The organism is Pseudomonas sp. BNK-15, assembly GCF_047456105.1.
Classification (GTDB): Bacteria; Pseudomonadota; Gammaproteobacteria; order Pseudomonadales; family Pseudomonadaceae; genus Aquipseudomonas; species Aquipseudomonas putida_E.
The window spans coordinates 1,443,835-1,468,293 of sequence record NZ_CP179898.1; the positions used below are offsets into that span (position 1 = coordinate 1,443,835).

A 24,459-nucleotide genomic window follows, 5' to 3' on the forward strand; every position below is an offset into this window, starting at 1 on the left:
GAATCAAGCAATTCGTGTGGGAGCTCATCAGCAGGCTGATGTCGTCGATTAAGGAGGTGATCCAGCCGCAGGTTCCCCTACGGCTACCTTGTTACGACTTCACCCCAGTCATGAATCACACCGTGGTAACCGTCCTCCCGAAGGTTAGACTAGCTACTTCTGGTGCAACCCACTCCCATGGTGTGACGGGCGGTGTGTACAAGGCCCGGGAACGTATTCACCGCGACATTCTGATTCGCGATTACTAGCGATTCCGACTTCACGCAGTCGAGTTGCAGACTGCGATCCGGACTACGATCGGTTTTGTGAGATTAGCTCCACCTCGCGGCTTGGCAACCCTCTGTACCGACCATTGTAGCACGTGTGTAGCCCAGGCCGTAAGGGCCATGATGACTTGACGTCATCCCCACCTTCCTCCGGTTTGTCACCGGCAGTCTCCTTAGAGTGCCCACCATAACGTGCTGGTAACTAAGGACAAGGGTTGCGCTCGTTACGGGACTTAACCCAACATCTCACGACACGAGCTGACGACAGCCATGCAGCACCTGTGTCAGAGTTCCCGAAGGCACCAATCCATCTCTGGAAAGTTCTCTGCATGTCAAGGCCTGGTAAGGTTCTTCGCGTTGCTTCGAATTAAACCACATGCTCCACCGCTTGTGCGGGCCCCCGTCAATTCATTTGAGTTTTAACCTTGCGGCCGTACTCCCCAGGCGGTCAACTTAATGCGTTAGCTGCGCCACTAAAATCTCAAGGATTCCAACGGCTAGTTGACATCGTTTACGGCGTGGACTACCAGGGTATCTAATCCTGTTTGCTCCCCACGCTTTCGCACCTCAGTGTCAGTATCAGTCCAGGTGGTCGCCTTCGCCACTGGTGTTCCTTCCTATATCTACGCATTTCACCGCTACACAGGAAATTCCACCACCCTCTACCGTACTCTAGCTTGCCAGTTTTGGATGCAGTTCCCAGGTTGAGCCCGGGGCTTTCACATCCAACTTAACAAACCACCTACGCGCGCTTTACGCCCAGTAATTCCGATTAACGCTTGCACCCTCTGTATTACCGCGGCTGCTGGCACAGAGTTAGCCGGTGCTTATTCTGTCGGTAACGTCAAAACACTAACGTATTAGGTTAATGCCCTTCCTCCCAACTTAAAGTGCTTTACAATCCGAAGACCTTCTTCACACACGCGGCATGGCTGGATCAGGCTTTCGCCCATTGTCCAATATTCCCCACTGCTGCCTCCCGTAGGAGTCTGGACCGTGTCTCAGTTCCAGTGTGACTGATCATCCTCTCAGACCAGTTACGGATCGTCGCCTTGGTGAGCCATTACCCCACCAACTAGCTAATCCGACCTAGGCTCATCTGATAGCGCAAGGCCCGAAGGTCCCCTGCTTTCTCCCGTAGGACGTATGCGGTATTAGCGTTCCTTTCGAAACGTTGTCCCCCACTACCAGGCAGATTCCTAGGCATTACTCACCCGTCCGCCGCTGAATCAAGGAGCAAGCTCCCATCATCCGCTCGACTTGCATGTGTTAGGCCTGCCGCCAGCGTTCAATCTGAGCCATGATCAAACTCTTCAGTTCAATACTGCTTGGGTTTTTAAGAAACCCTAAACTTGGCTCAGCAATCTCAAATGACTATGTGATTTCTCGCATGGTCACTTGTGATGCTGATAATCTTTCTGACTATCAGTCCGTACTCACAAGCACCCACACGAATTGCTTGATTCGATTTGTTAAAGAGCGTTTGGTTAAGAGCTTTTCGTCTCAACCGAGGCGCGCATTCTACGCTTTCCTCAGAGCCTGTCAAGCGTTTATTTTGAAGTTTTTTGCGAGAAACTCGTTCAACTTCAAACACTTGGCTCGCTGCGATCTCTCGTAGCGGGAGGCGAATCATACAGCGTTTAGAAGCGCTGTCAACCACCATTTCACCGCTATCGATCAGACGACCGAAGCACCACCAGCACTACCTGGATTAAGCAACTCTTTGAATTTCAAGGAGTTTCTCGTTCCGACTACGCTGGAAGTGGGGCGCATTATAAGGGGATTCGAACGCCCGTCAAGGCTTAATTTCAATAAACCTTGATATCGCCTAAAACAAAGCGGGGAGGCCTGTAGGCCTCCCCGCTTCTATATATAGCTACGCCACCAGACGCTCACTCCGCCTTGAGCGTAACCCGGGCAAACGCCTTCTTGCCCGCCTGACACACATGAGTGGCGCCAATCGCAAACATGAAGTCACGCTCGACCACCGCCCCATCAACCTTGACCGCACCACCATTGAGCAGATCGCGCGCCATCGCCGAGTTCTTCACCAGGCCAGCACGGTTCAGCACAGCAGCGATCGGCAAGTCTTCAGCCGCGGCCACTTCAATCTCGGGCAGATCTTCCGGCAACTCTCCCTCTTTCATGCGATTACCCGCCGCACGGTGGGCGTTGGCAGCCGCCTCTTCACCATGGAAACGCGCAACGAGCTCTTCCGCCAGCTTGATCTTGATGTCGCGCGGGTTCGCACCATTGGCGACATCAGCACGGTACTGCTCGATCTCCTCCATGGAGCGGAAGCTCAGCAATTCGAAGTAACGCCACATCAGCGTGTCCGGGATCGACACCAGCTTGCTGTACATCACCCCAGGCGCTTCCTGGATACCTACATAGTTGCCCAGCGACTTGGACATTTTCTTAACGCCGTCCAGCCCTTCGAGCAGCGGCATGGTCACGATGCTCTGCGCTTCCTGGCCGTAGGCGCGCTGCAGCTCGCGCCCCATCAGCAAGTTGAACTTCTGGTCGGTACCACCCAGCTCCACATCAGCCTTGAGGGCTACCGAGTCGTACCCCTGCACCAGCGGGTAAAGGAACTCATGGATGGCGATCGGCTGATTGGTGGTATAGCGCTTGTCGAAGTCGTCGCGCTCAAGCATGCGCGCCACCGTGTACTGCGACGCCAGGCGAATGAAGTCCGCCGGTGTCAGCTTGTCCATCCAGGTGGAGTTGAACGCGACCTCGGTCTTGGCCGGGTCGAGAATCTTGAACACCTGCTGCTTGTAGGTCTCGGCATTATCCAGCACCTGCTCACGGGTCAACGGCGGGCGCGTCGCGCTTTTGCCACTCGGATCACCGATCATTCCAGTGAAGTCGCCGATCAGGAAGACGACCTGATGACCCAGCTCCTGGAACTGGCGCAGCTTGTTGATCAGCACGGTGTGCCCCAAGTGCAGGTCGGGCGCAGTCGGATCGAAACCTGCTTTGATACGCAGAGGCTGGCCGCGCTTGAGCTTCTCGACCAGTTCCGACTCGACCAACACTTCTTCCGCACCGCGCTTGATAAGCGCCAGCTGCTCTTCAACCGACTTCATAGACAGACCCGCAAGGCTCAGATTCAAGGGGAGCCAACCATACAAGATCGGCCATCAAATACAAGTTTCGCAACGGGATGTGACCTGACCGCAGCCTCGCGGCGTCTACGCGCCCTTGCGTGAAATTGGATTTGGTTATATTTTATACAGTTATTTCATCTTCATCATGTCATTCATCTTTTCCATATTCACTTTTCTTCAAAAAGCCACCTTACCTATGACCGACGAAACGCCTAAAGCGCCACCGCTTTATCCGAAAAGCCATCTGCTGGCCGCCAGCGGCATCGCCGCCCTGCTCAGCCTGGCTCTGCTGGTATTTCCGTCCAGCGAAGTCGAAGCCAAGAAGACCACCCTCAGCCTCGAGCTGGAAAGCCCGGCAGAACAACTGAAGGGCGAGCCCGGTGCCGCGCCACTGGTGCAGAGCGAAGCAGATCAAGGCTCACCGTTCGCACAAATCGAAGGTGCCGACTCCAAAACCGAGCAAGCTACTCAAGAACTCCCAGCCCTAGAGCAGACACAAGAGGCCAAGGAGCCTGGGCATCGCGAAGTCACCGTGGCGCGTGGCGATACACTGTCCACCCTGTTCGAAAAAGTCGGCCTGCCAGCCAATGCGGTGCACGACCTGCTGGCCAGCAATAAGCAGGCCAAGCAGTTCAGCCAGCTCAAGCATGGCCAGGTGCTGCAATTCGAACTCGACAAGGACGGCCAACTGGCCAGCCTGCAAAGCAAGGTCAGTACCCTCGAGACCATCCGCCTGACAAAGACCGCCAAGGGCTACAGCTTCGACCGCGAAATCAGCAAGCCGTTGGTACGTACTGCCTACGCCCACGGCGTGATCAAAAGTTCGTTGTCGGCCTCGGCCCAGCGTGCCGGCCTGTCGCACAGCCTGACCATGGACATGGCCAAAGTACTGGGCTACGACATCGATTTCGCTCAGGACATCCGCCAGGGTGACGAATTCGACGTCGTCTACGAGCAGAAAGTCATGGATGGCAAGGTGATCGGTACAGGCAACATCCTGTCCGCCCGCTTCACCAACCGCGGCAAGACCTACACTGCGGTGCGCTACACCAACAAGCAGGGCAACACCAGCTACTACACAGCCGACGGCAACAGCCTGCGCAAGGCGTTCATCCGTACCCCCGTGGACTTTGCCCGTATCAGCTCGCGGTTTTCCGCTGGCCGCAAGCACCCGATTCTGAACAAGATCCGCGCACACAAGGGCGTCGACTATGCCGCGCCACGCGGCACACCAATCAAGGCAGCCGGTGACGGTCGCATCGAGCTGGCCGGCCGTCGCGGTGGGTACGGCAACACAGTGATCATCGCCCACGGCAACCGGTACAAAACTCTCTACGGGCACATGCAGGGCTTTGCCAAAGGCATCAAGACCGGCAGCAGTGTGAAGCAGGGGCAGATCATCGGTTATATCGGTACCACCGGCCTGTCTACAGGGCCGCACCTGCACTATGAGTTCCAGGTCAATGGCGTCCACGTCGACCCGCTGAGCCAGAAGGTACCGATGTCCGATCCGATCGCCAAGGCCGAACGTCAGCGGTTCTTGCAGCAGAGCAAGCCACTGATCGCGCGCATGGATCAGGAAAAGGCCACCATGCTCGCAGCGAACAAGCGCTGAGCTATGGCGCTCTACCTGGGAGTAATGTCTGGCACCAGCCTCGACGGCCTGGACATTGCACTGATCGAGCAAGGCGAGCAGCTGAAGCTGCTCGCCACCCACTACCTGCCAATGCCCGCCGACCTGCGTCAGCAACTGCTAGCCCTGTGCGCCAGCGGCCCTGACGAAATCGCACGTGCAGCGTTGGCGGAAAACCGCTGGGCCAGCCTGGCCGCGGAAGGTATACAGCAGCTACTGAAAACACAGGGGCTGCAGCCTGACGCCATCCGCGCCATCGGCAGCCATGGCCAGACCATCCGCCACGAGCCTGCCCGTGGCTTTACCGTGCAGATCGGCAACCCGGCATTACTCGCCGAGCTGACCGGGATCACAGTGGTAGCCGACTTCCGCCGGCGCGATGTGGCTGCTGGCGGCCAAGGCGCTCCGTTGGTGCCCGCGTTTCATGAAACCCTGTTCGGCCGTCTTGGCCAGCGGCTGGCAGTGCTCAACGTAGGCGGTTTCAGCAACCTCAGCCTGATCGAGCACGACAAGCCGGTCCACGGTTTCGACTGCGGCCCCGGCAATGTATTGCTGGATGCCTGGGTCGAGCGTAAACGCGGCCAGGCTTATGACGCAGACGGCGCCTGGGCAGCTACTGGAGTGGTCCAGACCGATTTGCTGGACGCGTTGCTGAGCGACCCTTTCTTCGCCGGCAGCGGCCCTAAGAGTACTGGCCGCGAAGTGTTCAACCTGCCTTGGCTGGATGGCCATCTCGCTCGCATGCCGCATTATCGTGACGAAGATGTTCAGGCCACGCTGCTTGAGCTGACGGCGCGCAGCATCATCGAGTCCTTGCGCGATGCACAGCAAGGCACAGAAGCGCTGCTTGTATGTGGCGGCGGTGCACGTAACGGTGCATTGATGGCTCGCCTTGACGCGCTGCTACCCGATGCCCGGGTCACCAGCACCCAGGCATATGGCGTAGACCCCGACTGGGTCGAGGGCATGGCATTTGCCTGGCTGGCCCACTGCTGCCTGGAAGGCATCGCCGCCAACCGCCCCAGCGTGACGGCAGCCAAGGGGCTGCGGGTTCTCGGCGCGATCTACCCGGCCTGACCTTGCGATCGCAACGAAAACGCCGCGCAAATGCGCGGCGTTTTTTGTACCACCGGGCTTCAGATCGAGAAGGAAGAGCCGCAGCCACAAGTGGTAGCGGCATTCGGGTTCTTGATCACGAAGCGCGAGCCCTCAAGGCCTTCCTGGTAATCCACCTCCGCGCCCGCCAGATACTGGAAGCTCATAGGATCTACCACCAGAGATACACCTTCGCGCTCGACGATGGTGTCATCTTCGGCCACATCTTCATCGAAGGTGAAGCCGTACTGGAAACCCGAGCAGCCGCCACCGGTCACGAAAACCCTCAGCTTCAGGCGATCATTGCCTTCCTCGCAAACCAGGGTCTTCACCTTTTGCGCGGCGCCGTGAGTAAATTCCAAAGCCGTGGGGGTGAAGGTTTCGACGCTCATGTTGATTCTCCCGGCGCAGTAGCCGCCATAAAACTCGATGACGCGCATTATCCGCTTCTCCGAGAAAATCGGTCAACAATACGTAAGCAGCAAGTGACAAGCTCCAAGCTGAACGCAATACGCTCACTTGCAGCTTAGAGCTTGCCGCTTGCCGCTTGTGGCTGCTGTCAGGGCAGCAGGCCCGCATGGGACAGGCCCATGCGCTCGTCCAGGCCGAACAGGATGTTCAGGTTCTGCACCGCCTGGCCTGACGCGCCCTTGACCAGGTTATCGATGACCGACAGCACTACCACCAGGTCACCACCTTGCGGGCGATGAACGGCGATACGGCAGACGTTGGCACCGCGCACGCTACGGGTTTCCGGGTGGCTGCCCGCTGGCATCACGTCGACGAACGGCTCGTCTGCGTAGCGCTTCTCGAACAGTGCCTGCAAGTCGACCGACTTATCGGCCACTGTCGCGTACAGGGTCGAGTGAATGCCGCGGATCATCGGGGTCAGATGCGGCACGAAGGTCAGGCCGATGTCCGTGCCTGCAGCCAGGCGTAGGCCTTGGCTGATTTCCGGCAAGTGACGGTGGCCCTTGACCGCGTAGGCCTTCATGCTCTCGCCAGCTTCGCAGAACAGCGAACCCACGGCGGCGCCACGACCGGCGCCGCTGACACCCGACTTGCAGTCGGCGATCAGGCGCAACGGGTCGGCCAGGCCAGCTTCAAGCAGCGGCAGGAAGCCCAACTGGGTAGCGGTCGGGTAGCAGCCCGGCACAGCGATCAGGCGCGCCTGGCGAATTTTCTCACGGTTGACTTCAGGCAGGCCGTAGACCGCATCCTTGAGCAACTCCGGCGCGCCGTGCGGCTGCCCGTACCATTTTGCCCACTCGGCAGCGTCCTGCAGGCGGAAGTCGGCGGACAGGTCAATGACCTTGGTCCCGGCAGCCAGCAACTCACCGGCCAAAGCGTGGGCGACACCGTGCGGGGTGGCGAAGAAGACCACGTCGCAGGCTGACAGAGCCTTGCTGTCCGGCACGCTGAAAGCCAGGCCGTCATAGTGGCCGCGCAGGTTCGGATACATGTCGGCGACCGCTACGCCCGCCTCGGAGCGCGAAGTGATGACCGCCACCTCGGCCTGTGGATGCTGTGCCAGCAGACGCAACAGTTCGACGCCGGTGTAACCCGTGCCGCCGACGATACCGACCTTGATCATAACGCTTGCCCCTTATCAACGAGCCGTCTGGAAAGCGCACGATGATAGGGGCGCAAGGCGCCTGTAACAACTCTTCGGGTGACCCTTCGGGCGCTTGGCCTCTACTATCTGACGACCGTGAATACCTGAAGGAACTCTCTCCATGCTTTACCTATGGATAAAAGCGCTGCACATCGTCAGCGTCGTCTGCTGGTTCGCCGGTCTGTTCTACCTGCCCCGGCTGTTCGTCTACCACGCCCAAAGCCAGGACAGCATCAGCCAGGACCGCTTCGTGACCATGGAGCGCAAGCTGTACCGCGGCATCATGAACCCGGCGATGATTGCCACCTACGTGTTCGGCGCCTGGATGCTCTATCTCACGCCAGGCTGGCTGAGCCAGGGCTGGCTGCACGCCAAGCTGACACTGGTGCTCCTGCTCACCGGCTACCATCACATGTGCGGCGCCCAGCGCAAACGCTTTGCCACCGGTGCCAACACCCGCAGCCACGTTTACTACCGCTGGTTCAACGAGGTACCCGTGCTGTTCCTGCTGGCCATCGTGATTCTTGTGGTGGTCAAACCGTTCTGACGACAATCGCACTGTACAGGAGCCCCGCCCATGTCATTGCCTGCTTCGCTCGAACAACGCCTGCGCTTGCCCGTGGTGGCGGCGCCGATGTTCCTGATCTCCAACCCCCAGCTGGTCCTGGCCTGCTGCGGCAACGGCGTGGTCGGCAGTTTCCCCGCCCTGAACCAGCGCGACAGTGCCGGTTTCAAGGGCTGGCTCGAGGAGATCGAAGCGGGCCTTGGGCAGCTGCAGGCGCCAGCCCCTTATGCGGTCAATCTGATCGTCCACCCATCCAACCCGCGCCTGCAGGCTGACCTTGCCCTGTGTGTCGAGCATCAGGTGCCTATAGTCATCACCAGTCTTGGCGCGGTGAAGGAAGTCGTCGATGCCGTACACGGCTATGGCGGCCTGGTGTTCCATGATGTGACCACCCGGCGTCACGCTGAGAAAGCTGCACAGGCCGGCGTCGATGGCCTGATCGCGGTGGCGGCAGGTGCAGGCGGGCATGCTGGCACCTGGAGCCCGTTCGCCCTTGCGGCCGAAATCCGCCAGTTTTTCGACAAGACCCTGCTATTGGCCGGCTGCATCAACCACGGCCATGAAATACTCGCCGCCCAGTTGCTTGGCGCGGACCTGGCCTACATGGGGACTCGCTTCATTGCCACCCAGGAGAGCCATGCCCAAGAGGCGTATAAACAGATGCTGCTCGGCGCCCATGCAGCGGACATCGTCCATACCTCAGCGGTTTCCGGCATACCGGCAAGCTTTTTGCGCCAGAGCCTTGAACAGGCTGGGTTTGACATGGCCGCACTGAAGGCCGGCCAGGAACAGGGCAAACTCAAGCCAATCGATGATGAAGCCAAGGCCTGGAAGACAGTATGGTCTGTCGGGCAAGGCGTCGGAGATATCCATGACCTGCCCGGCGCCGCAGCACTGATCGAGCGCCTGCACGGCGAATACAGAGCAGCCCTGGAGCGCAGCCAGGCGTTACGCGCCAAGGCCTTGTAGCAAAAGGCAACACCTGGCCTGGCCACGCTGTACACTAGGCGCCCTCTTTAGCCCTCAGGAGCCTTGCATGACCCGTTACGCCATGATCACTGGTGCTTCCAGCGGCCTGGGCTTGGCCCTGGCGGAAGCTCTGGCGCGGCGCGGGCGCAATCTGATCCTGGTGGCACGCCACCGTGAAACCCTTGAGCCGGTAGCCATCGAGCTGACCCAGCGCTTCGGCGTCGAAGTACTGCTACGCGCCTGCGACCTCAGCCAACCGCTGCGCCTGTCCGGTTTCGTACTCGAGCTGGAAGAGGGCGAGCGGCGCATCGACCTGTTGGTCAACTGCGCCGGCCAACGTACCTATGGCCCGTTTCTCGCCCACGAGTGGGCAGACGAGCAAGACCTGCTGGAGGTGAACATTCTCGCCATGAGCCGCCTGTGCCATGCCATCGGCAACCTCATGGCAGTACAGGGTGGTGGGCAGATCCTCAATGTCGCCGGCCTGGCCGCCGTAGCGCCAGGCCCCTGGATGGCCACCTATGCCGCCAGCAAGGCCTATGTGCTGCATTTCACCGAAGCCCTGCGCGAAGAGCTCAAGCCCACGGGCATCAAGGTTTCGGTCCTTTGCCCCGGCCCGGTGCGCTCTTCGCGCCGGCGTATTCCCAGGCTCGAGGGCAGCAGCCGCTGCCTCAGCCCCGAAGAGGTGGCGCTGTACACCGTGCGCGCATTGGCGAAAAACCGGGCGCTGATCATTCCGGTTCGCCGCAACCGCTGGCTGGCATTCGCCCCGCGCCTGTTGCCCCGCTGGTTGGCGCGCAAGCTTGCAGGCTTCATCCACCGCCGTTACTGCCCGGTCGGAATGGAATAGCCCACTGGGCGAGCGGCGCCTGGCTAAGTACACTCGGCCAGGACACTCACCTTGGAGCAAGTGCTGTGGACGATTTATTCATCAAGATCATCAACCGGGAAATCCCGGCGAAGATCATCTACGAGGACGACCAGGTTCTGGCCTTCCACGACATCGCGCCCCAGGCGCCGGTGCACTTTCTGGTCATCCCGAAAAAACACATCCGTACGCTCAATGACCTGACCGAAGAGGACAAGGGCCTGGCCGGCCACATCCTGTTCACCGCCCAGCGCCTGGCCAAGGAGCTTGGCTGCGACGATGGCTTCCGCGTGGTCATGAACTGCAACGAGCAAGGCGGCCAGACCGTCTACCACATCCACATGCACGTGCTCGGCCAGCGCCAGATGCACTGGCCACCGGGCTGACCCAAGGCAAGCCCACCCCGGGCGATTGAGGTAAACTGTCGGGCATCACTTCAGCGGAGGTGCCCGATGGCTACCGAACGTCACTATTCGCCGCTCGACCGCTTGTTGCTGCAGGCCGATACCGCCATGCGCACCTTGCTGCCCTTCAGCGGCCAACCCTCCCGGCCGTCTCCGGCCATTGTCCAGCCCGACGTCGAGCTCGACGAAAGCCAGACCCGCCACATCGCCGGGCTCATGCGCATCAACCATACCGGCGAGGTCTGCGCCCAGGCGCTGTACCAAGGCCAGGCCCTGACCGCCAAGCTGCCCCAGGTGCGCAAGGCAATGGAGCATGCGGCCGAGGAAGAAATCGACCACCTGGCCTGGTGCGAACAGCGCATCCGTCAATTGGGCAGCCACCCCAGCGTGCTCAATCCGCTGTTCTACGGCATGTCGTTCGGCATCGGCGCGCTCGCCGGCATGGTCAGCGACAAGGTCAGCCTGGGCTTCGTCGCTGCCACCGAGCATCAGGTGTGCAAACACCTGGACGAACACCTGGAGCAGATCCCCCATGAGGACGAAAAGTCCCGTGCCATTCTCGAGCAGATGCGCGCCGACGAAGAGCAACACGCCGATTCGGCCCTTGAAGCAGGTGGCTATCGCTTCCCCGCGCCCGTACGTTTCGGTATGAGCATGCTGGCCAAGGTCATGACCAAAAGCACTTACCGCATCTAAGGGCACGCCAATGACGGACCGTATCGACGCCAAGGACCTGGCGCGCGCCGTACAAGCAGGAGTTCTCCAGCCGGGCCAGGACAAGGCCCTGCTGGACTTTCTGCGCCAGCAGCCAGCAGCTCGTGGCAGTTTCCAGCTGGCACACGTCGCCTTCTATTTCGGCGCCCTACTGATCATGGGGGCGATGGGCTGGCTGCTGACCGAAGCCTGGATGCGAATCGGTGATTGGGCGCTGCTGGCCATCGCCGTTCTTTACATCGGTCTTCTCACCCTGTTCGCCCTCAACCTGCAAAAACGCCAGCAACCCATCGCAGCTGGCGTCTTGGCGGCGGTCGCGGTAAGCATCGTGCCCCTGGCTGTCTTTGCCATCGAACGCCTGGCCGGGTGGTGGCCACTGGACGATCGGCAAACGGACTATCACCAGTACTACACCTATGTGCAGGGCGGATGGCTGATGATGGAGGCGGCCACGGTGGTCGCCGGTTTGTTGATGCTGCGCCTGATCCCCTACCCGTTTATCGTGATGCCGATTGCCGTGGCCTTATGGTTCATGTCGATGGACCTTAGCGAGTGGGTGTTCGGCTCGCCGTTCAGCTGGGAACAGCGGCGCACGGTTTCGCTGTGGTTCGGGCTCGGGCTGCTCATGGTGTTTCTGGTGGTCGACGGGCGCACGCATGAGGATTACGCCCACTGGGGTTACCTGGCAGGGCTGGCAGCGTTCTGGGGTGGGCTGACGATGATCGAAAGCGACAGCGAGCTGGGTAAGGCGCTGTACTGTCTGATCAACCTGGGTCTGATGGCAATGGCGGTGCTGCTGCGCCGGCCGGTGTTCATGGTGTTCGGGGCGCTGGGGGTGGCGGCTTATCTTGGCTACCTGTCTTACGAGGTATTTGCCGAGTCGCTGCTGTTCCCGGTGGTGCTGACCTTGATCGGGTTGGGGGTGATCGGGCTGGGGCTGGGTTATCAAAAGCGCCGGGAGCACCTCAGCCAGTCATTGAGGCGTTGCGTACCTCGTTGGCTGGTAGTGGCTCTCCCAGCCTTGCGCAACTGAAGAGCGCCGGGGCCGCCTTGCGGCCCTTTCGCGACGCAAGGCCGCGCCCACAGACCGCGAACCTTCGAGCGGCCTTGTGTCGCGAAAGGGCTGCGCAGCAGCCCACAAGTCTCAACCCAGCTCAACGATCTCGTAGCCGTGGGTGATTTCCACGCCCGCGCGCTCCAGCATGATCGACGCCGAGCAATATTTTTCCGCCGACAGCTCCACCGCGCGCTTGACCTGAGCCTCTTTCAGCCCGCGCCCTTTGACCACGAAGTTCATATGAATCTTGGTAAACACCTTCGGGTCTTCGCTGGCGCGCTCGGCCTCCAGGAAGGCTTCGCAGCTTTCCACCGCTTGGCGCGATTTCTTCAGGATACTCACTACGTCGAAGCTGCTGCAGCCACCCAGGCCGAGCAGGAGCATTTCCATCGGGCGCACGCCCAGATTGCGGCCCCCAGCCTCGGGTGGGCCGTCCATCACCACGACGTGCCCGCTCCCCGATTCGCCAAGGAACATCGCTTCACCGGCCCATTGGATGCGTGCCTTCATCTGTCCGTACTCCTGAATCTCGCAAAAGGGTGTCAGCTTAAGCCTTGTGTGGCTGTCGGAAAAGCTCCACACGTTTGGCATTTGTGCCGAAACATCCTGCAGTGTCTGATAAGCTGGCGCCAATTGACTGACGCGTCGCGTTAGCCGACTCCCCACCAGAGCCTATGGGTCGTATCGAACAGGATTTCGTGATGGTTGCCTCAGCCCTACCCGCCAAGATCAAGAACATCGACAAGCTGCTGATGCACTGCCAGCGCCGCCGCTACACCGCCAAGAGCAACATCATCTGCGCGGGTGACCGGGCCGAAACGCTGTCGTTCATCATCAAGGGTTCAGTCACCATCCTCATTGAGGATGACGAAGGCCACGAGATGATCATCGCCTACCTCAACAGTGGCGATTTCTTCGGCGAACTGGGTTTGTTCGAACCCGCCGGCAGCGATCAGCAGCGCAGCGCCTGGGTGCGCGCCAAGACCGAGTGCGAGGTGGCGGAGATCAGCTATGACAAGTTTCGCGACCTGGCCCGCCAGGACCCGGAGATTCTCTACGCCCTCGGCAGCCAGATGGCCCAGCGCCTGCGCAACACCACGCGCAAGGTGGGCGACCTGGCCTTCTTCGACGTTACCGGCCGGGTCGCCCGTTGCCTGCTGGACCTGTGCAAGCAGCCAGACGCCATGACCCACCCGGACGGCATGCAAATCAAGATCACCCGCCAGGAAATTGGCCGTATCGTCGGGTGCTCGCGAGAAATGGTCGGCCGCGTGCTCAAGGACCTCGAGGAACGCAGCCTGGTCCAGGTCAAGGGCAAGACCATGGTGGTTTACGGTACCCGTTAGTCCTTGGGCAGCGCTGCAAGCACTTCGCTGTAAGCCTTCGACAGGCGCTCGAACCATGGTACAGCGGGCGCCACTTCGTGCAGGGCAATATGACTATCGGCCCGGCAGCGCTGCTCGAGCCCGCAACATTCATTGAAATGATTGACCGCCGCGACCATCGACTCGCGCTCGTTATCCAGCAACAACGCACCATGCACCAGCACCACCGGCCGTTTTCCACCCAGCCCCTGGCGCCAGCGCTGGGCAGTCCCCACCAGCTTGCGGCCATTGAGGTTGACGTTATAGCGGCCGTCGCAGAAGGCCCCGTCGATCTCGCCCACCGAAGCCACACCGCCCCATTCGCGCAGCACATCGCACAACGGCAGGCAGAGGCGTTCATACGCGTTCTCGATACGGCCATGGTCGCCTTCGCTGCGTGGAGCGACATACACCAGCGCCACATTCACTGTCGAATGCGACTGAGGTACCGGCTCACCACCGGTTTCACGCAACAGCACTGGCCAGCCAGCGATCGCCAACTCCGAGCAGGCTGCCTCGAAGTTGTCCAGGCGGCTCATGCGCCGTGGCATGACCAGCGCATGATCCGTCGGGCGCCAGAACAGCACACCACTTTCGGTTTCGCCACGGCAGACCGCAGCCAAAAGATCTTGCTCGGCGTGCAGGCCCTGCTCGACGGTGAGGGCCAGGGGTTGATCGGTCATTGATCCACCTTCGATAAAGCCGGCGATCGCCGGCTTCAACGTTGCTTAGTCCAGTTGCTGCACAGTCTTCTTCACCTGTTCAGGGAAGAACAACCGCTGCAGTTCCAACCCCGGCTGCTCGGCCCGCATGAACGCCTCACCCACCAGGAACGAGTAAACGTCATTGATTTCCATCAACTCGACATCGGCACGGTTGAGAATGCCACTCTCGGTGATGGCCAGGCGATCCCGGGGGATGCGTGGCAGCAGGTCAAGAGTGGTCTCCAGGCTGACTTCGAAAGTATGCAGGTTACGGTTGTTGACCCCCACCAGCGGGGTATCAAGCGTTTTCAACGCACGCTCCAGCTCGTCACCGTCATGTACTTCGACCAGCACGTCGAGACCGACGTCCTTGGCGGTAGCGGCCAACTCGGCCATCTTGACGTCATCGAGCGCCGACACGATCAGCAGCACGCAGTCTGCGCCCAAGGCGCGTGCTTCGATGATCTGATAAGGGTCGACCATGAAATCTTTGCGGATCACCGGCAGCGAAACAGCGGCGCGCGCCTGCTGCAGGTACTCATCGGCACCCTGGAAGTAGTCCACATCGGTCAACACCGACAGGCAAGTCGCCCCGCCCTTTTCGTAACTGACGGCAATTTCCGACGGCACGAAGTTTTCGCGGATCACGCCCTTGCTCGGCGAGGCCTTCTTGATTTCGGCAATCACCGCTGGCTGCTTGCGCTTGGCTTGCTCGATCAGGGCATTGGCAAACCCGCGCGGGCCATCCGCCGCCTTGGCCAGGCGCTCCATTTCGGCGAGGCTGACGCGCGCGCTGCGCTCTGCCACTTCCTGGAACTTGCGGGCAATGATCCTTTCCAGCACCGTCGGGACACTCATGCTTCGTTCTCCACCTTGAATACCGCTGTAAAGGCACCCAGCTCCTGCAGCTTTTCCCAGGCCAGCCCGGTGTGCAGCACATCGTGGGCCAGATCCACACCAGCCTTCAGGCTCATGGCGTGGTCAGCGGCGTACAACGCAGCGCCCGCATTGAGCACTATCATCTCGGCAGCCTTCTGGCCATTCTCGGTCTTGCGCCGGCCCAGTGCATCACGGATCAACTCCAACGACGCCTGTGGGTTCTCGACTGCCAGGCCATGCAGGCTCTGGCTCTTGATGCCAAGGTCTTCAGGCTCGACCCAGTATTCGCTGATCTGGTCGTTCTTCAGTTCGGCGACAAAGGTAGGCGCGGCCAGGCTGAACTCATCCAGGCCATCCTTGGAATGCACGACCAGCACATGCTTGCTACCCAGGCGTTGCAGCACTTGCGCCAGCGGGCGGCACAAGGCCTGGCTAAATACACCGACCACCTGGTGTTTCACCCCAGCCGGATTCGTAAGCGGGCCGAGCATGTTGAACAGGGTACGCAGGCCCAGGTCGCGGCGCGGGCCTGCGGCATGTTTCATGGCCGAGTGATGGCTCTGGGCGAACATGAAGCCGATACCGAGGCTGTCAATGCAGCGCCCCACTTGGGTAGGTGTCAGGTTCAGGTAGATGCCGGCAGCTTCCAGCAAGTCAGCGCTGCCGCTCTTACCGGAAACTGCGCGATTGCCATGTTTGGCCACGGTGCAGCCTGCCGCCGCCAGGACGAACGAGGAGGCGGTGGAAACGTTGAAGATGTTGGCGCCATCACCGCCCGTACCGACGATGTCGACTACGCCATCAAGGCTTTTCAGCTCGACCTTGTCAGCCAGCTCACGCATGACCGAAACCGCGCCAACGATCTCGTCGATGCTCTCGCTCTTCATGCGCATGCCCATCAGGAAGGCGCCGATCTGCGCCTCACTGCATTGGCCGGTCATGATCTGGCGCATCACATCGCGCATTTCTTCGGTGGAAAGGTCCAGGTGGCCGACAATACGGCTCAACGCGCTTTTGATATCCATGCTCGGTCCTTAGCGGCGGCCGCCGGTCTGCTTGAGGAAGTTGGCGAACAGCTCGTGGCCCTGCTCGGTCAGGATGGACTCGGGGTGGAACTGCACCCCTTCAATGTTCAGTGTCTTGTGGCGCAAGCCCATGATCTCGTCGACCGAACCATCGTCATGTGCAGTCCAGGCAGTCACTTCCAGGCACTCTGGCAGGGTCTGGCGCTTGACCACCAGGGAATGGTAGCGGGTTACGGTGAGCGGGTTGTTGAGCCCGGCGAACACGCCCAGGTCGCGGTGATATACCGGGCTGGTCTTGCCGTGCATGACCTGGCGGGCACGCACTACATCGCCGCCAAACGCCTGGCCGATTGATTGGTGGCCCAGGCAGACCCCAAGGATCGGCAGCTTGCCGGCGAAATGCATAATGGCCTCGATGGACACACCGGCTTCGCTCGGCGTGCAAGGGCCAGGGGAGACGACGATGCGCTCAGGGTTGAGGGCTTCTATCTCGGCAACGGTGATTTCGTCGTTGCGAATGACTTTGACCTCGGCACCCAACTCGCCAAGGTATTGAACGACGTTGTAAGTGAATGAGTCGTAATTGTCGATCATCAGTAACATCGGGCTAAACCTCTAGAATCTACTGACTTTAAAAGTCGAACCTTCCTACACCAAAAACAGACACGGCGTTGCCACTAGGGGCGCTCGGAAACGGACAGGAAGGCAAACGGGGGCGGGCCGGACAGGCCGGCAAGAGATAAAGTCAGGCGCGCCAACGCCAACGGGCGTGGGCCTTGATAACGCGCATCAAGAGTTTGCTGACGATCAACACGGGATAGGTCTCGCTCATACTTGCAGGCACAGTAGCCTACCGGCGCGGCGGGCGCAATATGCCCGTAAATACGGGAAACGAATGGACTTGGAAGGCATGCCCCGCGATTTGCTAAGGTCGATCGGGTTGTCCTCATAAAAACAATGAAAAGGATGTTCCCAGATGCGAAAAGCACCTTTGCTACGTTTCACCTTGGCTACGTTGGCGCTCGCCTGCAGCCAGGCTTTCGCAGCCCCCTCGCCTTACTCGACAATGATCGTCTTCGGCGACAGCCTCAGCGATGCCGGGCAATTTCCTGACCTGACCGGCGGTACTGCCGGTATGCGTTTTACCAACCGTGATGAGAATGGCAACTTTGCACCTGTCTCGCCGATGATCCTCGGCGCACGCCTGGGTGTGAGCGCGGAAGATCTCAATCCGTCCACGTCCCTCGGCATACGCCCCGACGGCAACAACTGGGCCGTTGGCGGCTACACCACGCAGCAGATCCTGGATTCGATCACCACCACTTCCGAGACAGTCATTCCGCCAGGCCAACCTTTTGCCGGCCTGGTACTACGCGACAAGCCCGGGTATCTGGCCAATGGCTTGCGCGCAGACCCCAATGCCCTCTACTACCTGACCGGTGGCGGCAACGACTTTCTGCAAGGCCTGGTGAGCAGCCCTGCCGATGCCGCCGTCGCAGGATCGCGCCTGGCCGCCAGCGCCCAGGCCCTGCAACAAGGCGGTGCCCGCTACATCATGGTCTGGCTGCTACCCGACCTCGGCCAGACGCCGAATTTCAGCGGCACGCCGCAGCAAAACGCCCTGTCGCAACTGTCCAGCGTGTTCAACCAGTCACTGGTCAGCCAACTGGGCCAGATCGATGCCGAAATCATTCCACTGAACATTCCCGTACTGCTGAACGAAGCACTGGCCAGCCCGACGCAATTCGGCCTGGCAAGCGGGCAGAATCTGGTCGGCACCTGCTACAGCGGCAACAGTTGCCTGGAAAACCCGCTGTACGGCATCAATGGCACCACGCCCGACCCCACCAAGCTGCTGTTCAACGACTCGGTACACCCAACCATCGCCGGCCAGCAACTGATTGCCGACTACGGCTATTCGATCCTTTCCGCACCCTGGGAGCTGACGCTGCTGCCGGAAATGGCCCACGCCAGCCTGCGCGCGCATCAGGACGAACTACGTAATCAATGGCAGGCGCCCTGGCAGGCGGCTGGCCAATGGCAGGCCTTTGTTGCCACTGGCGCGCAAGATCTGGACTTCGACGGCGAGCGCAGTTCTGCCAACGCTGACGGGCGCGGCTACAACCTCACCCTGGGTGGCAGCTACCGGCTGAACGACGCTTGGCGCTTAGGGCTTGCCGGCGGGGTCTATCGCCAGAAACTGGAGGCAGGCGAACAAGACTCGGACTACAAGCTCGACAGCTACCTGGCCAGTGCCTTCGCCCAGTTTCGTGAGGACCGCTGGTGGGCCGACGCAGTGCTGAGCGCAGGGCACCTGGACTATCACGACCTCAAACGCACCTTCGCCCTAGGCGTGAATGACCGAAGCGAGAAAGGTGATACCGACGGCGAAGCCTGGGCTGTGACCGGTCGACTGGGATACAACCTGGCAGCCGATAGCAGTGACTGGCAGCTGGCGCCGTTCATCAGCGCCGACTACGCGCGAGTGAAGGTGGATGGTTATGACGAGAAGAGCGGACGTTCGACGGCCCTGGGCTTCGATGACCAGGAACGCACTTCGCGTCGCCTGGGCGTAGGGTTGCTGGGCAGCGTGCAGGTACTGGCCAGCACCAGGCTGTTTGCCGAGGTGGCGCAAGAGCATGAGTTCGAGGATGACCAGCAGGATGTGACGATGCACCTGACGACACTGCCAGCCAATGACTTCACGCTGACCGGGTACACACCGCAGAGCGACCTGACTCGCGCCAGCCTTGGGGTCAGCCATGAGCTGGTGGCAGGGGTGCACCTGCGCGGGAACTACAACTGGCGCAAGAGCGACGAGTTGACCCAGCAAGGAATAAGCCTGGGCGTCAGCGTCGACTTTTAACCGGATGGGGCCGCCATGCGGCCCCACGCCTGTGAATTACTCGGCAGGACGTTGCTCAGCCAACGCCACCGCACGGAACATCGCCCGGCGCTTGTTGATGGTTTCTTCCCACTCCAGCGCCGGCACCGAGTCGGCGACAATGCCGCCACCTGCCTGCACATGCAGCTCGCCGTCCTTGATCACGGCCGTGCGAATGGCAATCGCGGTATCCATGTTGCCATTCCAGGCAAAGTAGCCCACCGCACCGCCGTAGACGCCACGCTTGACCGGCTCCAGTTCGTCGATGATCTCCATCGCGCGGATCTTCGGTGCACCCGACAAGGTACCTGCCGGCAGAATCGCCCGCAGTGCATCCATCGCGGTCAAGCCTTCGGCCAGTTGCCCGGTCACGTTGGAAACGATGTGCATGACATTGGAGTAGCGCTCGATCACCATCTTTTCGGTCAAGCGCACGCTACCGGTGGAGGACACACGGCCCACATCGTTGCGGCCCAGGTCGATGAGCATCAGGTGCTCGGCGATCTCCTTGTCGTCCGAAAGCAGGTCATCTTCCAGCGCTCGGTCGGCCTCCTCGTTGGCCCCCCTTGGACGGGTACCGGCAATCGGGCGTACGGTGACCAGATTGTCTTCCACCCGCACCAGCACTTCCGGCGAACTGCCAACAACGTGGAAGTCCCCGAAGTTGAAGAAGTACATGTATGGCGTCGGGTTGAAGCAGCGCAGCGCACGGTACAAGTCTATGGGCGCTGCCTTGAAGTCGATCGACATGCGCTGGGACGGCACCACTTGCATGCAGTCACCGGCCAGGATGTACTCCTTCACGGTGTCCACAGCGCGCTCGTAATCCTCTTGGGTGAAGGAGGAGCGGAACGCCGGCTCTGCCGCCATGGGGCCGCTCAGGTCCAGGCCGCGTCGCGGCGTGATAGGTTCGCGCAGCTTGGCCAGCAGCCCTTGCAGGCGCGCCTGGCCTTGCTCGAAAGCCTGCTCTTCGGACGGATCGACCAGTACGATCGCATGCATCTTGCCGGCCAGGTTGTCGAACACCACCACGGCATCCGAAACCATCAGCAGGATATCCGGCACGCCCAGAGGGTCAGGGTTGGGGCAAGCGCCCAGGCGCTTTTCCACGTAGCGAACGCAGTCATAGCCAAAGTAGCCGACCAGGCCACCGTTGAAACGCGGCAGGCCGGCAATGTCAGCGACCTTGTAGCGGTCCTTGAAGGTTTCGACGAATGCCAGCGGGTCTTCGACATCATGGCTTTCGACCTGCACGCCATCGTGCAGAATGCTCACGTGATAGCCATGCACACGCATCACCGTGCGCGACGGCAGGCCGATCATCGAATAACGGCCCCACTTCTCACCGCCCTGCACCGACTCGAGCAGGTACGAGTTGGCCTGGTCTGCCAGCTTCAGGTAGATAGAAAGCGGGGTATCGAAGTCGGCCAGGGTTTCACAGGCCAAGGGGATGCGGTTGTAGCCGGCAGCGGCCAGGCGCAGGAATTCTTCGCGGGTCATGAGTAGCCTCGGAGCAACAATGAGAGTCGGGCAAACGGACGGGCCGGCAAAGGCCGGCGGGCAGAAGTCAGGCGCGCCAACGCCAACGGGCCAGGGCCTTGATGACTTTCATCCACAATTTGCCGGTAACCACCACGGTGGGCTCTCTGTCTTGTGAGGCTTGAAGGTCCGCCAACGTTATCCCAGTGTCGGTGACTACGCAACCAGGCAGCAGCAGGCGCAGGTCGCCTATGACCAGGCTGGGCGCTTCCTCATCGATCGGCCGGCCGTGGTTATAGCCATAGCTCAGCCCAACGCACTGCACGCCGGCGGCCTTGGCCGCCAGCACATCACTGCGCGAGTCCCCCACAAACAGCGCCTGGCCGGGCTTCACGCCGGCCATTTTCATGACGAACAGCAACGCAGCAGGGTCGGGCTTCTTCTGTGGCAGGGTATCGCCGCCAATGATCCAGCGGAAATAACGGCCGATCTTCATCTGGTCGAGCAACGGTGCGACGAAGCGTTCAGGCTTGTTGGTGATCAGCGCCATCTCCACGCCCTGCTTGCGCAGCCAGCGCAAGGTGTCGTGCACACCAGGGTATACAACCGTCAGATCATGGCTTTCGGCGTACGCCTCCATGAACAGTGCAAGGCCGCGCTCGGCCAGCTCATCGTCTACGGTCGCGTGGTCCAGGCCGCCGGCAAGTGCGCGGCGCACCAGCACCGGTGCGCCGTTGCCTACCCAGTGCCGCACGGCGTCAAGGCCGGCGGCCGGACGGCCAAGTTCGAGCAGCATGCGGTCAACGGCTGCGGCCAGGTCGGGGACTGAATCGATCAGGGTACCGTCCAGATCGAACATCACCAGCCTGGGCAGCGTCCCGGGGAACAGCTGCTCGAAGCCGCTCATGGGCGGGCCTGAGCCAGTTCGGCGCGCATCTTGGCGATCACTTCCTGATAATCCGGCGCGTTGAAGATCGCCGAGCCGGCGACGAAGGTATCTGCGCCAGCGGCAGCGATTTCGCGGATGTTGTTGACGTTCACCCCACCGTCGATTTCCAGGCGAATATCACGGCCACTGGCGTCGATCAGCGCACGGGCTTCGCGCAGCTTGTCCAAGGTGCCGGGGATGAATTTCTGCCCGCCAAAGCCTGGGTTGACGCTCATCAGCAGCACCATGTCGACCTTGTCCATCACGTACTTCAGCGCGTCCAGGCTGGTAGCCGGGTTGAACACCAGGCCGGCCTTGCAGCCACCGTCACGGATCAGCTGCAGCGAGCGGTCGATGTGCTGCGAGGCTTCCGGGTGGAAGGTGATGTAGCTGGCACCGGCTTCGATGAAGTCACCGATGATGCGGTCTACCGGGCTGACCATCAGATGCACATCGATCGGCGCGGTCACACCGTACTTGCGCAAGGCGGTGCAGACCATCGGGCCAATGGTCAGGTTGGGTACGTAGTGGTTGTCCATCACGTCGAAGTGGACGATGTCGGCACCCGCGGCCAGCACCTTGTCGACATCCTCGCCCAGACGGGCGAAATCGGCGGAGAGAATGGAGGGGGCAATAGCGTAGGGCTGCATGGCGCACCTGTTGGCAGAATCTAGGTGGCGCGCATTGTAACTCAGGGAACTGGATAGGGGCTGATTGGCATCAATCCGTGTGAAGGGGTCACTGCGACGCCAGCATCGGCCTTTTCGCAGGCAGTCCTGCGAAAAGGCCGATCAATCACGCAGGCTGCTGGGTCCTCAGCTTCTCACTGCGCCCGCGCAGCCACTCCAGGGTCAGCAGCAGCACCACCGAAAAACCGATCAGCAAAGTCGCCGCCGCTGCAATCGTCGGGCTCAGGTTCTCGCGAATGCCGCTGAACATCTGCCGCGGCAGGGTGGCCTGTTCTGGCCCGGCGAGGAACAACGTCACCACCACCTCATCGAACGAGGTCGCGAAGGCGAACAGCGCCCCAGAGATCACCCCGGGGGCGATCAGCGGCAAGGTGACCCTGCGAAACGCAACCACCGGTGAGGCCCCCAGGCTGGCAGCCGCACGCACCAGGTTGTAATTGAAGCCTTGCAAGGTCGCCGACACGGTAATGATGACGAACGGCACACCCAGCACCGCGTGCACCAGGATCAGCGAAATGAAGCTGTTACCCATCCCCAACGGGGCAAAGAACAGGTAGCTGGCTACACCAATGATCACCACCGGCACCACCATCGGCGAAATCACCAGCGCCATGACCAGCGACTTGCCCGGAAAATCGGCGCGGGTAAGCCCGATCGCTGCCAGCGTACCGAACACCATGGCCAGCAGCGTGGCCGCCGGGGCGACGATGACGCTGTTCCTCAGGGCGCGCATCCACTCGGCCGAGGCGAAGAAATCGTGATACCACTGCAGGGAAAAGCCTTGCAGTGGGTACACCAGGAAGCTGCCACTGTTGAACGACAGCGGCACGATCACCAGTACCGGCAACACCAGAAACAGCAATATCAGGCCGCAAAGGATACGCAGGCTGTAGAACCACACCCGCTCCACGGGCGACATGTATGGGCTAAGCATCACTAGGCTCCTCAGCTCAGGCGCAGGCGGCTGGCACCGACCAGCCAGCTATAGATCAGGTACAGCAGCACGGTCGCCAGCAGCAACAGCCCGCCCAGCGCGGTAGCCATGCCCCAGTTGATGCTGGTGTTGGTATAGAAGGCCACGAAGTAGCTGACCATCTGGTCGTTCGGGCTGCCGAGCAGCGCCGGGGTGATGTAGTAACCGATGGCCAGGATGAACACCAGCAGGCAACCGGCGCCCACGCCCGCGTAGGTCTGCGGGAAGTACACCCGCCAGAAGCTGGCGAACGGGTGGCAACCCAAGGAGATCGCTGCACGCATGTAGCTCGGCGAAATGCCCTTCATCACGCTGTATAGCGGCAGGATCATGAACGGCAAGAGGATGTGGACCATCGAGATGTACACGCCGGTGCGGTTGAACACCAGCTCCAGCGGCTGATCGATGATGCCCATGGCCATCAATGCACTGTTGATCAGGCCGCCTGACTGCAGCAGTACGATCCACGCTGCCACCCGCACCAGAATCGACGTCCAGAACGGCAGCAACACCAATATCATCAACAGGTTGCCCTGGCGGGTCGGCAGGTTGGCCAGCAGGTAAGCCAGCGGATACGCCAGCACCAGGCAGATGGCCGTGATCACCACACCCATCCACAGGGTGCGGGCAAAGATGTCCAGGTAGATGGACTGGTCGGGGGTGGCCTTGGCCAACTCGCCGAGGTCATCGATACGGTGGTCGACCGATGCCAGCAGGTAATAGGAAGTCACGCTGCTGGTGTTGCGGCGGATCGCCTGCCAGTAAGCCGGGTCGCCCCAACGTTCATCGAGGGCCTGCAAGGCCTCTTTGTAAGAGGCAGGTTCGGCCTTGAACGGCAGCGCCCGAGCGGTCTTGGAGAGCAGGCTGCGGTAGCCGGCCAGCTCCATGTTCAGGCGTTTGGACAGGTCGCCCAAGGTCTGGTTCTTGCGCGATTCGGCCAGGTCCTGGCTCAGGGCCTTGTAAACCTCCTCGCCAGGCAGGCTCTTGCCATCCCACTGCGACACAGCCTGGACCGTGCGCGGCAGGCCGCCGACCACTTCCGGGTTGTCGACGCTCTTGAACAGCAGCGCCGCGATGGGCACCAGGAACACCAGCAGGAGAAACAGCGCCAGCGGCGCGATGAGCGCCTGCGCCTTCCAGCGGTTGACCCGCTCGGCGTGCTTGAGGCGCTGCTTGAGACTTGGACCTGCGCCTTCGTTGAGGGGCACTGCAATGGCCATGGCGAACTCCGCAAA

Annotated in this window: 23 protein-coding genes and 1 rRNA gene; 10 read left to right on the forward strand and 14 right to left on the reverse strand. The window is 60.9% G+C overall.

The features are described 5' to 3' along the window. Positions 1-49: 49 nt before the first annotated feature. Positions 50-1,586: ribosomal RNA gene (locus ACMGF5_RS06605) — 16S ribosomal RNA — on the reverse strand. Between the two features lie 572 nt (positions 1,587-2,158). Next, positions 2,159-3,358 carry a tyrosine--tRNA ligase gene (tyrS, locus tag ACMGF5_RS06610; protein ID WP_414157657.1) on the reverse strand — a complete coding sequence of 400 codons (1,200 nt, stop codon included), beginning with the start codon at positions 3,356-3,358 and terminating at the stop codon, positions 2,159-2,161. A gap of 217 nt (positions 3,359-3,575) precedes the next feature. On the opposite strand from tyrS, the gene ACMGF5_RS06615 reads away from it, so the two are divergent. After that, positions 3,576-4,994 carry a peptidoglycan DD-metalloendopeptidase family protein gene (locus tag ACMGF5_RS06615; protein ID WP_414157658.1) on the forward strand — a complete coding sequence of 473 codons (1,419 nt, stop codon included), beginning with the start codon at positions 3,576-3,578 and terminating at the stop codon, positions 4,992-4,994. Between the two features lie 3 nt (positions 4,995-4,997). After that, on the forward strand, positions 4,998-6,089 hold the full coding sequence (locus ACMGF5_RS06620) for an anhydro-N-acetylmuramic acid kinase (RefSeq protein ID WP_115273016.1): 1,092 nt from the start codon (positions 4,998-5,000) through the stop codon (positions 6,087-6,089). Positions 6,090-6,148: 59 nt separating this feature from the next. Here ACMGF5_RS06620 and erpA read toward each other — a convergent pair whose 3' ends face one another. Both erpA and argC read right to left on the reverse strand, forming a co-directional pair. Continuing rightward, positions 6,149-6,499 (reverse strand): iron-sulfur cluster insertion protein ErpA, encoded by a 351-nt coding sequence (gene erpA / locus ACMGF5_RS06625; protein ID WP_046787605.1) that lies wholly within the window; start codon positions 6,497-6,499, stop codon positions 6,149-6,151. A gap of 167 nt (positions 6,500-6,666) precedes the next feature. Further along, positions 6,667-7,701: an N-acetyl-gamma-glutamyl-phosphate reductase gene (argC, locus tag ACMGF5_RS06630; protein WP_046787595.1), complete on the reverse strand. Its 1,035-nt coding sequence runs from the start codon at positions 7,699-7,701 to the stop codon at positions 6,667-6,669. Positions 7,702-7,843: 142 nt separating this feature from the next. Between argC and hemJ the strand changes: the two genes are divergently transcribed. From hemJ to ACMGF5_RS06660, 6 genes are all read left to right on the forward strand, one after another. Next, positions 7,844-8,269 (forward strand): protoporphyrinogen oxidase HemJ, encoded by a 426-nt coding sequence (gene hemJ / locus ACMGF5_RS06635; RefSeq protein WP_046787594.1) that lies wholly within the window; start codon positions 7,844-7,846, stop codon positions 8,267-8,269. Between the two features lie 30 nt (positions 8,270-8,299). Beyond that, positions 8,300-9,256, forward strand: coding sequence for an NAD(P)H-dependent flavin oxidoreductase (locus ACMGF5_RS06640; RefSeq protein ID WP_414157659.1), 957 nt, complete (start codon positions 8,300-8,302; stop codon positions 9,254-9,256). A 67-nt stretch (positions 9,257-9,323) separates the two neighbouring features. Then, complete coding sequence (locus ACMGF5_RS06645; RefSeq protein ID WP_115273018.1) at positions 9,324-10,106, forward strand: SDR family NAD(P)-dependent oxidoreductase; 783 nt, start codon at positions 9,324-9,326, stop codon at positions 10,104-10,106. A gap of 65 nt (positions 10,107-10,171) precedes the next feature. After that, the gene (locus ACMGF5_RS06650; protein WP_115273019.1) at positions 10,172-10,510 is read left to right on the forward strand and encodes a histidine triad nucleotide-binding protein; all 339 of its coding nucleotides are present in this window, start codon (positions 10,172-10,174) and stop codon (positions 10,508-10,510) included. 66 nt (positions 10,511-10,576) lie between these two features. After that, a complete protein-coding gene (gene coq7, locus ACMGF5_RS06655; protein WP_414157660.1) occupies positions 10,577-11,224 on the forward strand; it encodes a 2-polyprenyl-3-methyl-6-methoxy-1,4-benzoquinone monooxygenase in 648 nt (215 codons plus the stop codon). Between the two features lie 10 nt (positions 11,225-11,234). Then, positions 11,235-12,275 carry a DUF2157 domain-containing protein gene (locus ACMGF5_RS06660; RefSeq protein ID WP_115273020.1) on the forward strand — a complete coding sequence of 347 codons (1,041 nt, stop codon included), beginning with the start codon at positions 11,235-11,237 and terminating at the stop codon, positions 12,273-12,275. A gap of 111 nt (positions 12,276-12,386) precedes the next feature. Here ACMGF5_RS06660 and ACMGF5_RS06665 read toward each other — a convergent pair whose 3' ends face one another. Beyond that, complete coding sequence (locus tag ACMGF5_RS06665; RefSeq protein WP_004376171.1) at positions 12,387-12,809, reverse strand: OsmC family protein; 423 nt, start codon at positions 12,807-12,809, stop codon at positions 12,387-12,389. Positions 12,810-13,000: 191 nt separating this feature from the next. Between ACMGF5_RS06665 and crp the strand changes: the two genes are divergently transcribed. Beyond that, complete coding sequence (crp, locus tag ACMGF5_RS06670) at positions 13,001-13,645, forward strand: cAMP-activated global transcriptional regulator CRP (protein WP_046787604.1); 645 nt, start codon at positions 13,001-13,003, stop codon at positions 13,643-13,645. Here the strand turns inward: crp and ACMGF5_RS06675 are convergent. Genes ACMGF5_RS06675 through ACMGF5_RS06690 form a run of 4 tightly spaced genes read right to left on the reverse strand, consistent with a single transcriptional unit; the run spans position 13,642 to position 16,874 of the window. Further along, positions 13,642-14,346 (reverse strand): biotin/lipoate A/B protein ligase family protein, encoded by a 705-nt coding sequence (locus ACMGF5_RS06675; RefSeq protein ID WP_046787589.1) that lies wholly within the window; start codon positions 14,344-14,346, stop codon positions 13,642-13,644. The genes crp and ACMGF5_RS06675 overlap by 4 nt on opposite strands. A 45-nt stretch (positions 14,347-14,391) precedes the next feature. Next, complete coding sequence (gene trpC / locus ACMGF5_RS06680; RefSeq protein WP_115273022.1) at positions 14,392-15,225, reverse strand: indole-3-glycerol phosphate synthase TrpC; 834 nt, start codon at positions 15,223-15,225, stop codon at positions 14,392-14,394. Continuing rightward, complete coding sequence (gene trpD / locus ACMGF5_RS06685; protein WP_115273023.1) at positions 15,222-16,271, reverse strand: anthranilate phosphoribosyltransferase; 1,050 nt, start codon at positions 16,269-16,271, stop codon at positions 15,222-15,224. The genes trpC and trpD overlap by 4 nt, the downstream gene beginning before the upstream one ends. Before the next feature lie 9 nt (positions 16,272-16,280). Further along, positions 16,281-16,874 carry an aminodeoxychorismate/anthranilate synthase component II gene (locus ACMGF5_RS06690; RefSeq protein ID WP_046787586.1) on the reverse strand — a complete coding sequence of 198 codons (594 nt, stop codon included), beginning with the start codon at positions 16,872-16,874 and terminating at the stop codon, positions 16,281-16,283. A gap of 373 nt (positions 16,875-17,247) precedes the next feature. On the opposite strand from ACMGF5_RS06690, the gene estP reads away from it, so the two are divergent. Further along, entirely contained in the window at positions 17,248-19,137 is a 1,890-nt protein-coding gene (estP, locus tag ACMGF5_RS06695) for an esterase EstP (RefSeq protein ID WP_414157661.1), read from the forward strand. Positions 19,138-19,173: 36 nt separating this feature from the next. Here the strand turns inward: estP and trpE are convergent, their stop codons facing one another. The 5 genes from trpE to ACMGF5_RS06720 form a co-directional block, all read right to left on the reverse strand. Further along, on the reverse strand, positions 19,174-20,655 hold the full coding sequence (gene trpE / locus ACMGF5_RS06700) for an anthranilate synthase component I (protein ID WP_046787584.1): 1,482 nt from the start codon (positions 20,653-20,655) through the stop codon (positions 19,174-19,176). 67 nt (positions 20,656-20,722) lie between these two features. Beyond that, the gene (locus ACMGF5_RS06705; RefSeq protein WP_251962687.1) at positions 20,723-21,541 is read right to left on the reverse strand and encodes a phosphoglycolate phosphatase; all 819 of its coding nucleotides are present in this window, start codon (positions 21,539-21,541) and stop codon (positions 20,723-20,725) included. Beyond that, positions 21,538-22,212: a ribulose-phosphate 3-epimerase gene (gene rpe / locus ACMGF5_RS06710; RefSeq protein WP_012316548.1), complete on the reverse strand. Its 675-nt coding sequence runs from the start codon at positions 22,210-22,212 to the stop codon at positions 21,538-21,540. Before rpe ends, ACMGF5_RS06705 begins: the two co-directional genes overlap by 4 nt. 145 nt (positions 22,213-22,357) lie before the next feature. Further along, positions 22,358-23,185 (reverse strand): ABC transporter permease, encoded by an 828-nt coding sequence (locus tag ACMGF5_RS06715; RefSeq protein ID WP_012316549.1) that lies wholly within the window; start codon positions 23,183-23,185, stop codon positions 22,358-22,360. Positions 23,186-23,196: 11 nt separating this feature from the next. Beyond that, positions 23,197-24,444, reverse strand: a complete 1,248-nt coding sequence (locus ACMGF5_RS06720) for an ABC transporter permease (RefSeq protein WP_046787582.1) — start codon at positions 24,442-24,444, stop codon at positions 23,197-23,199. Positions 24,445-24,459 lie beyond the last annotated feature (15 nt).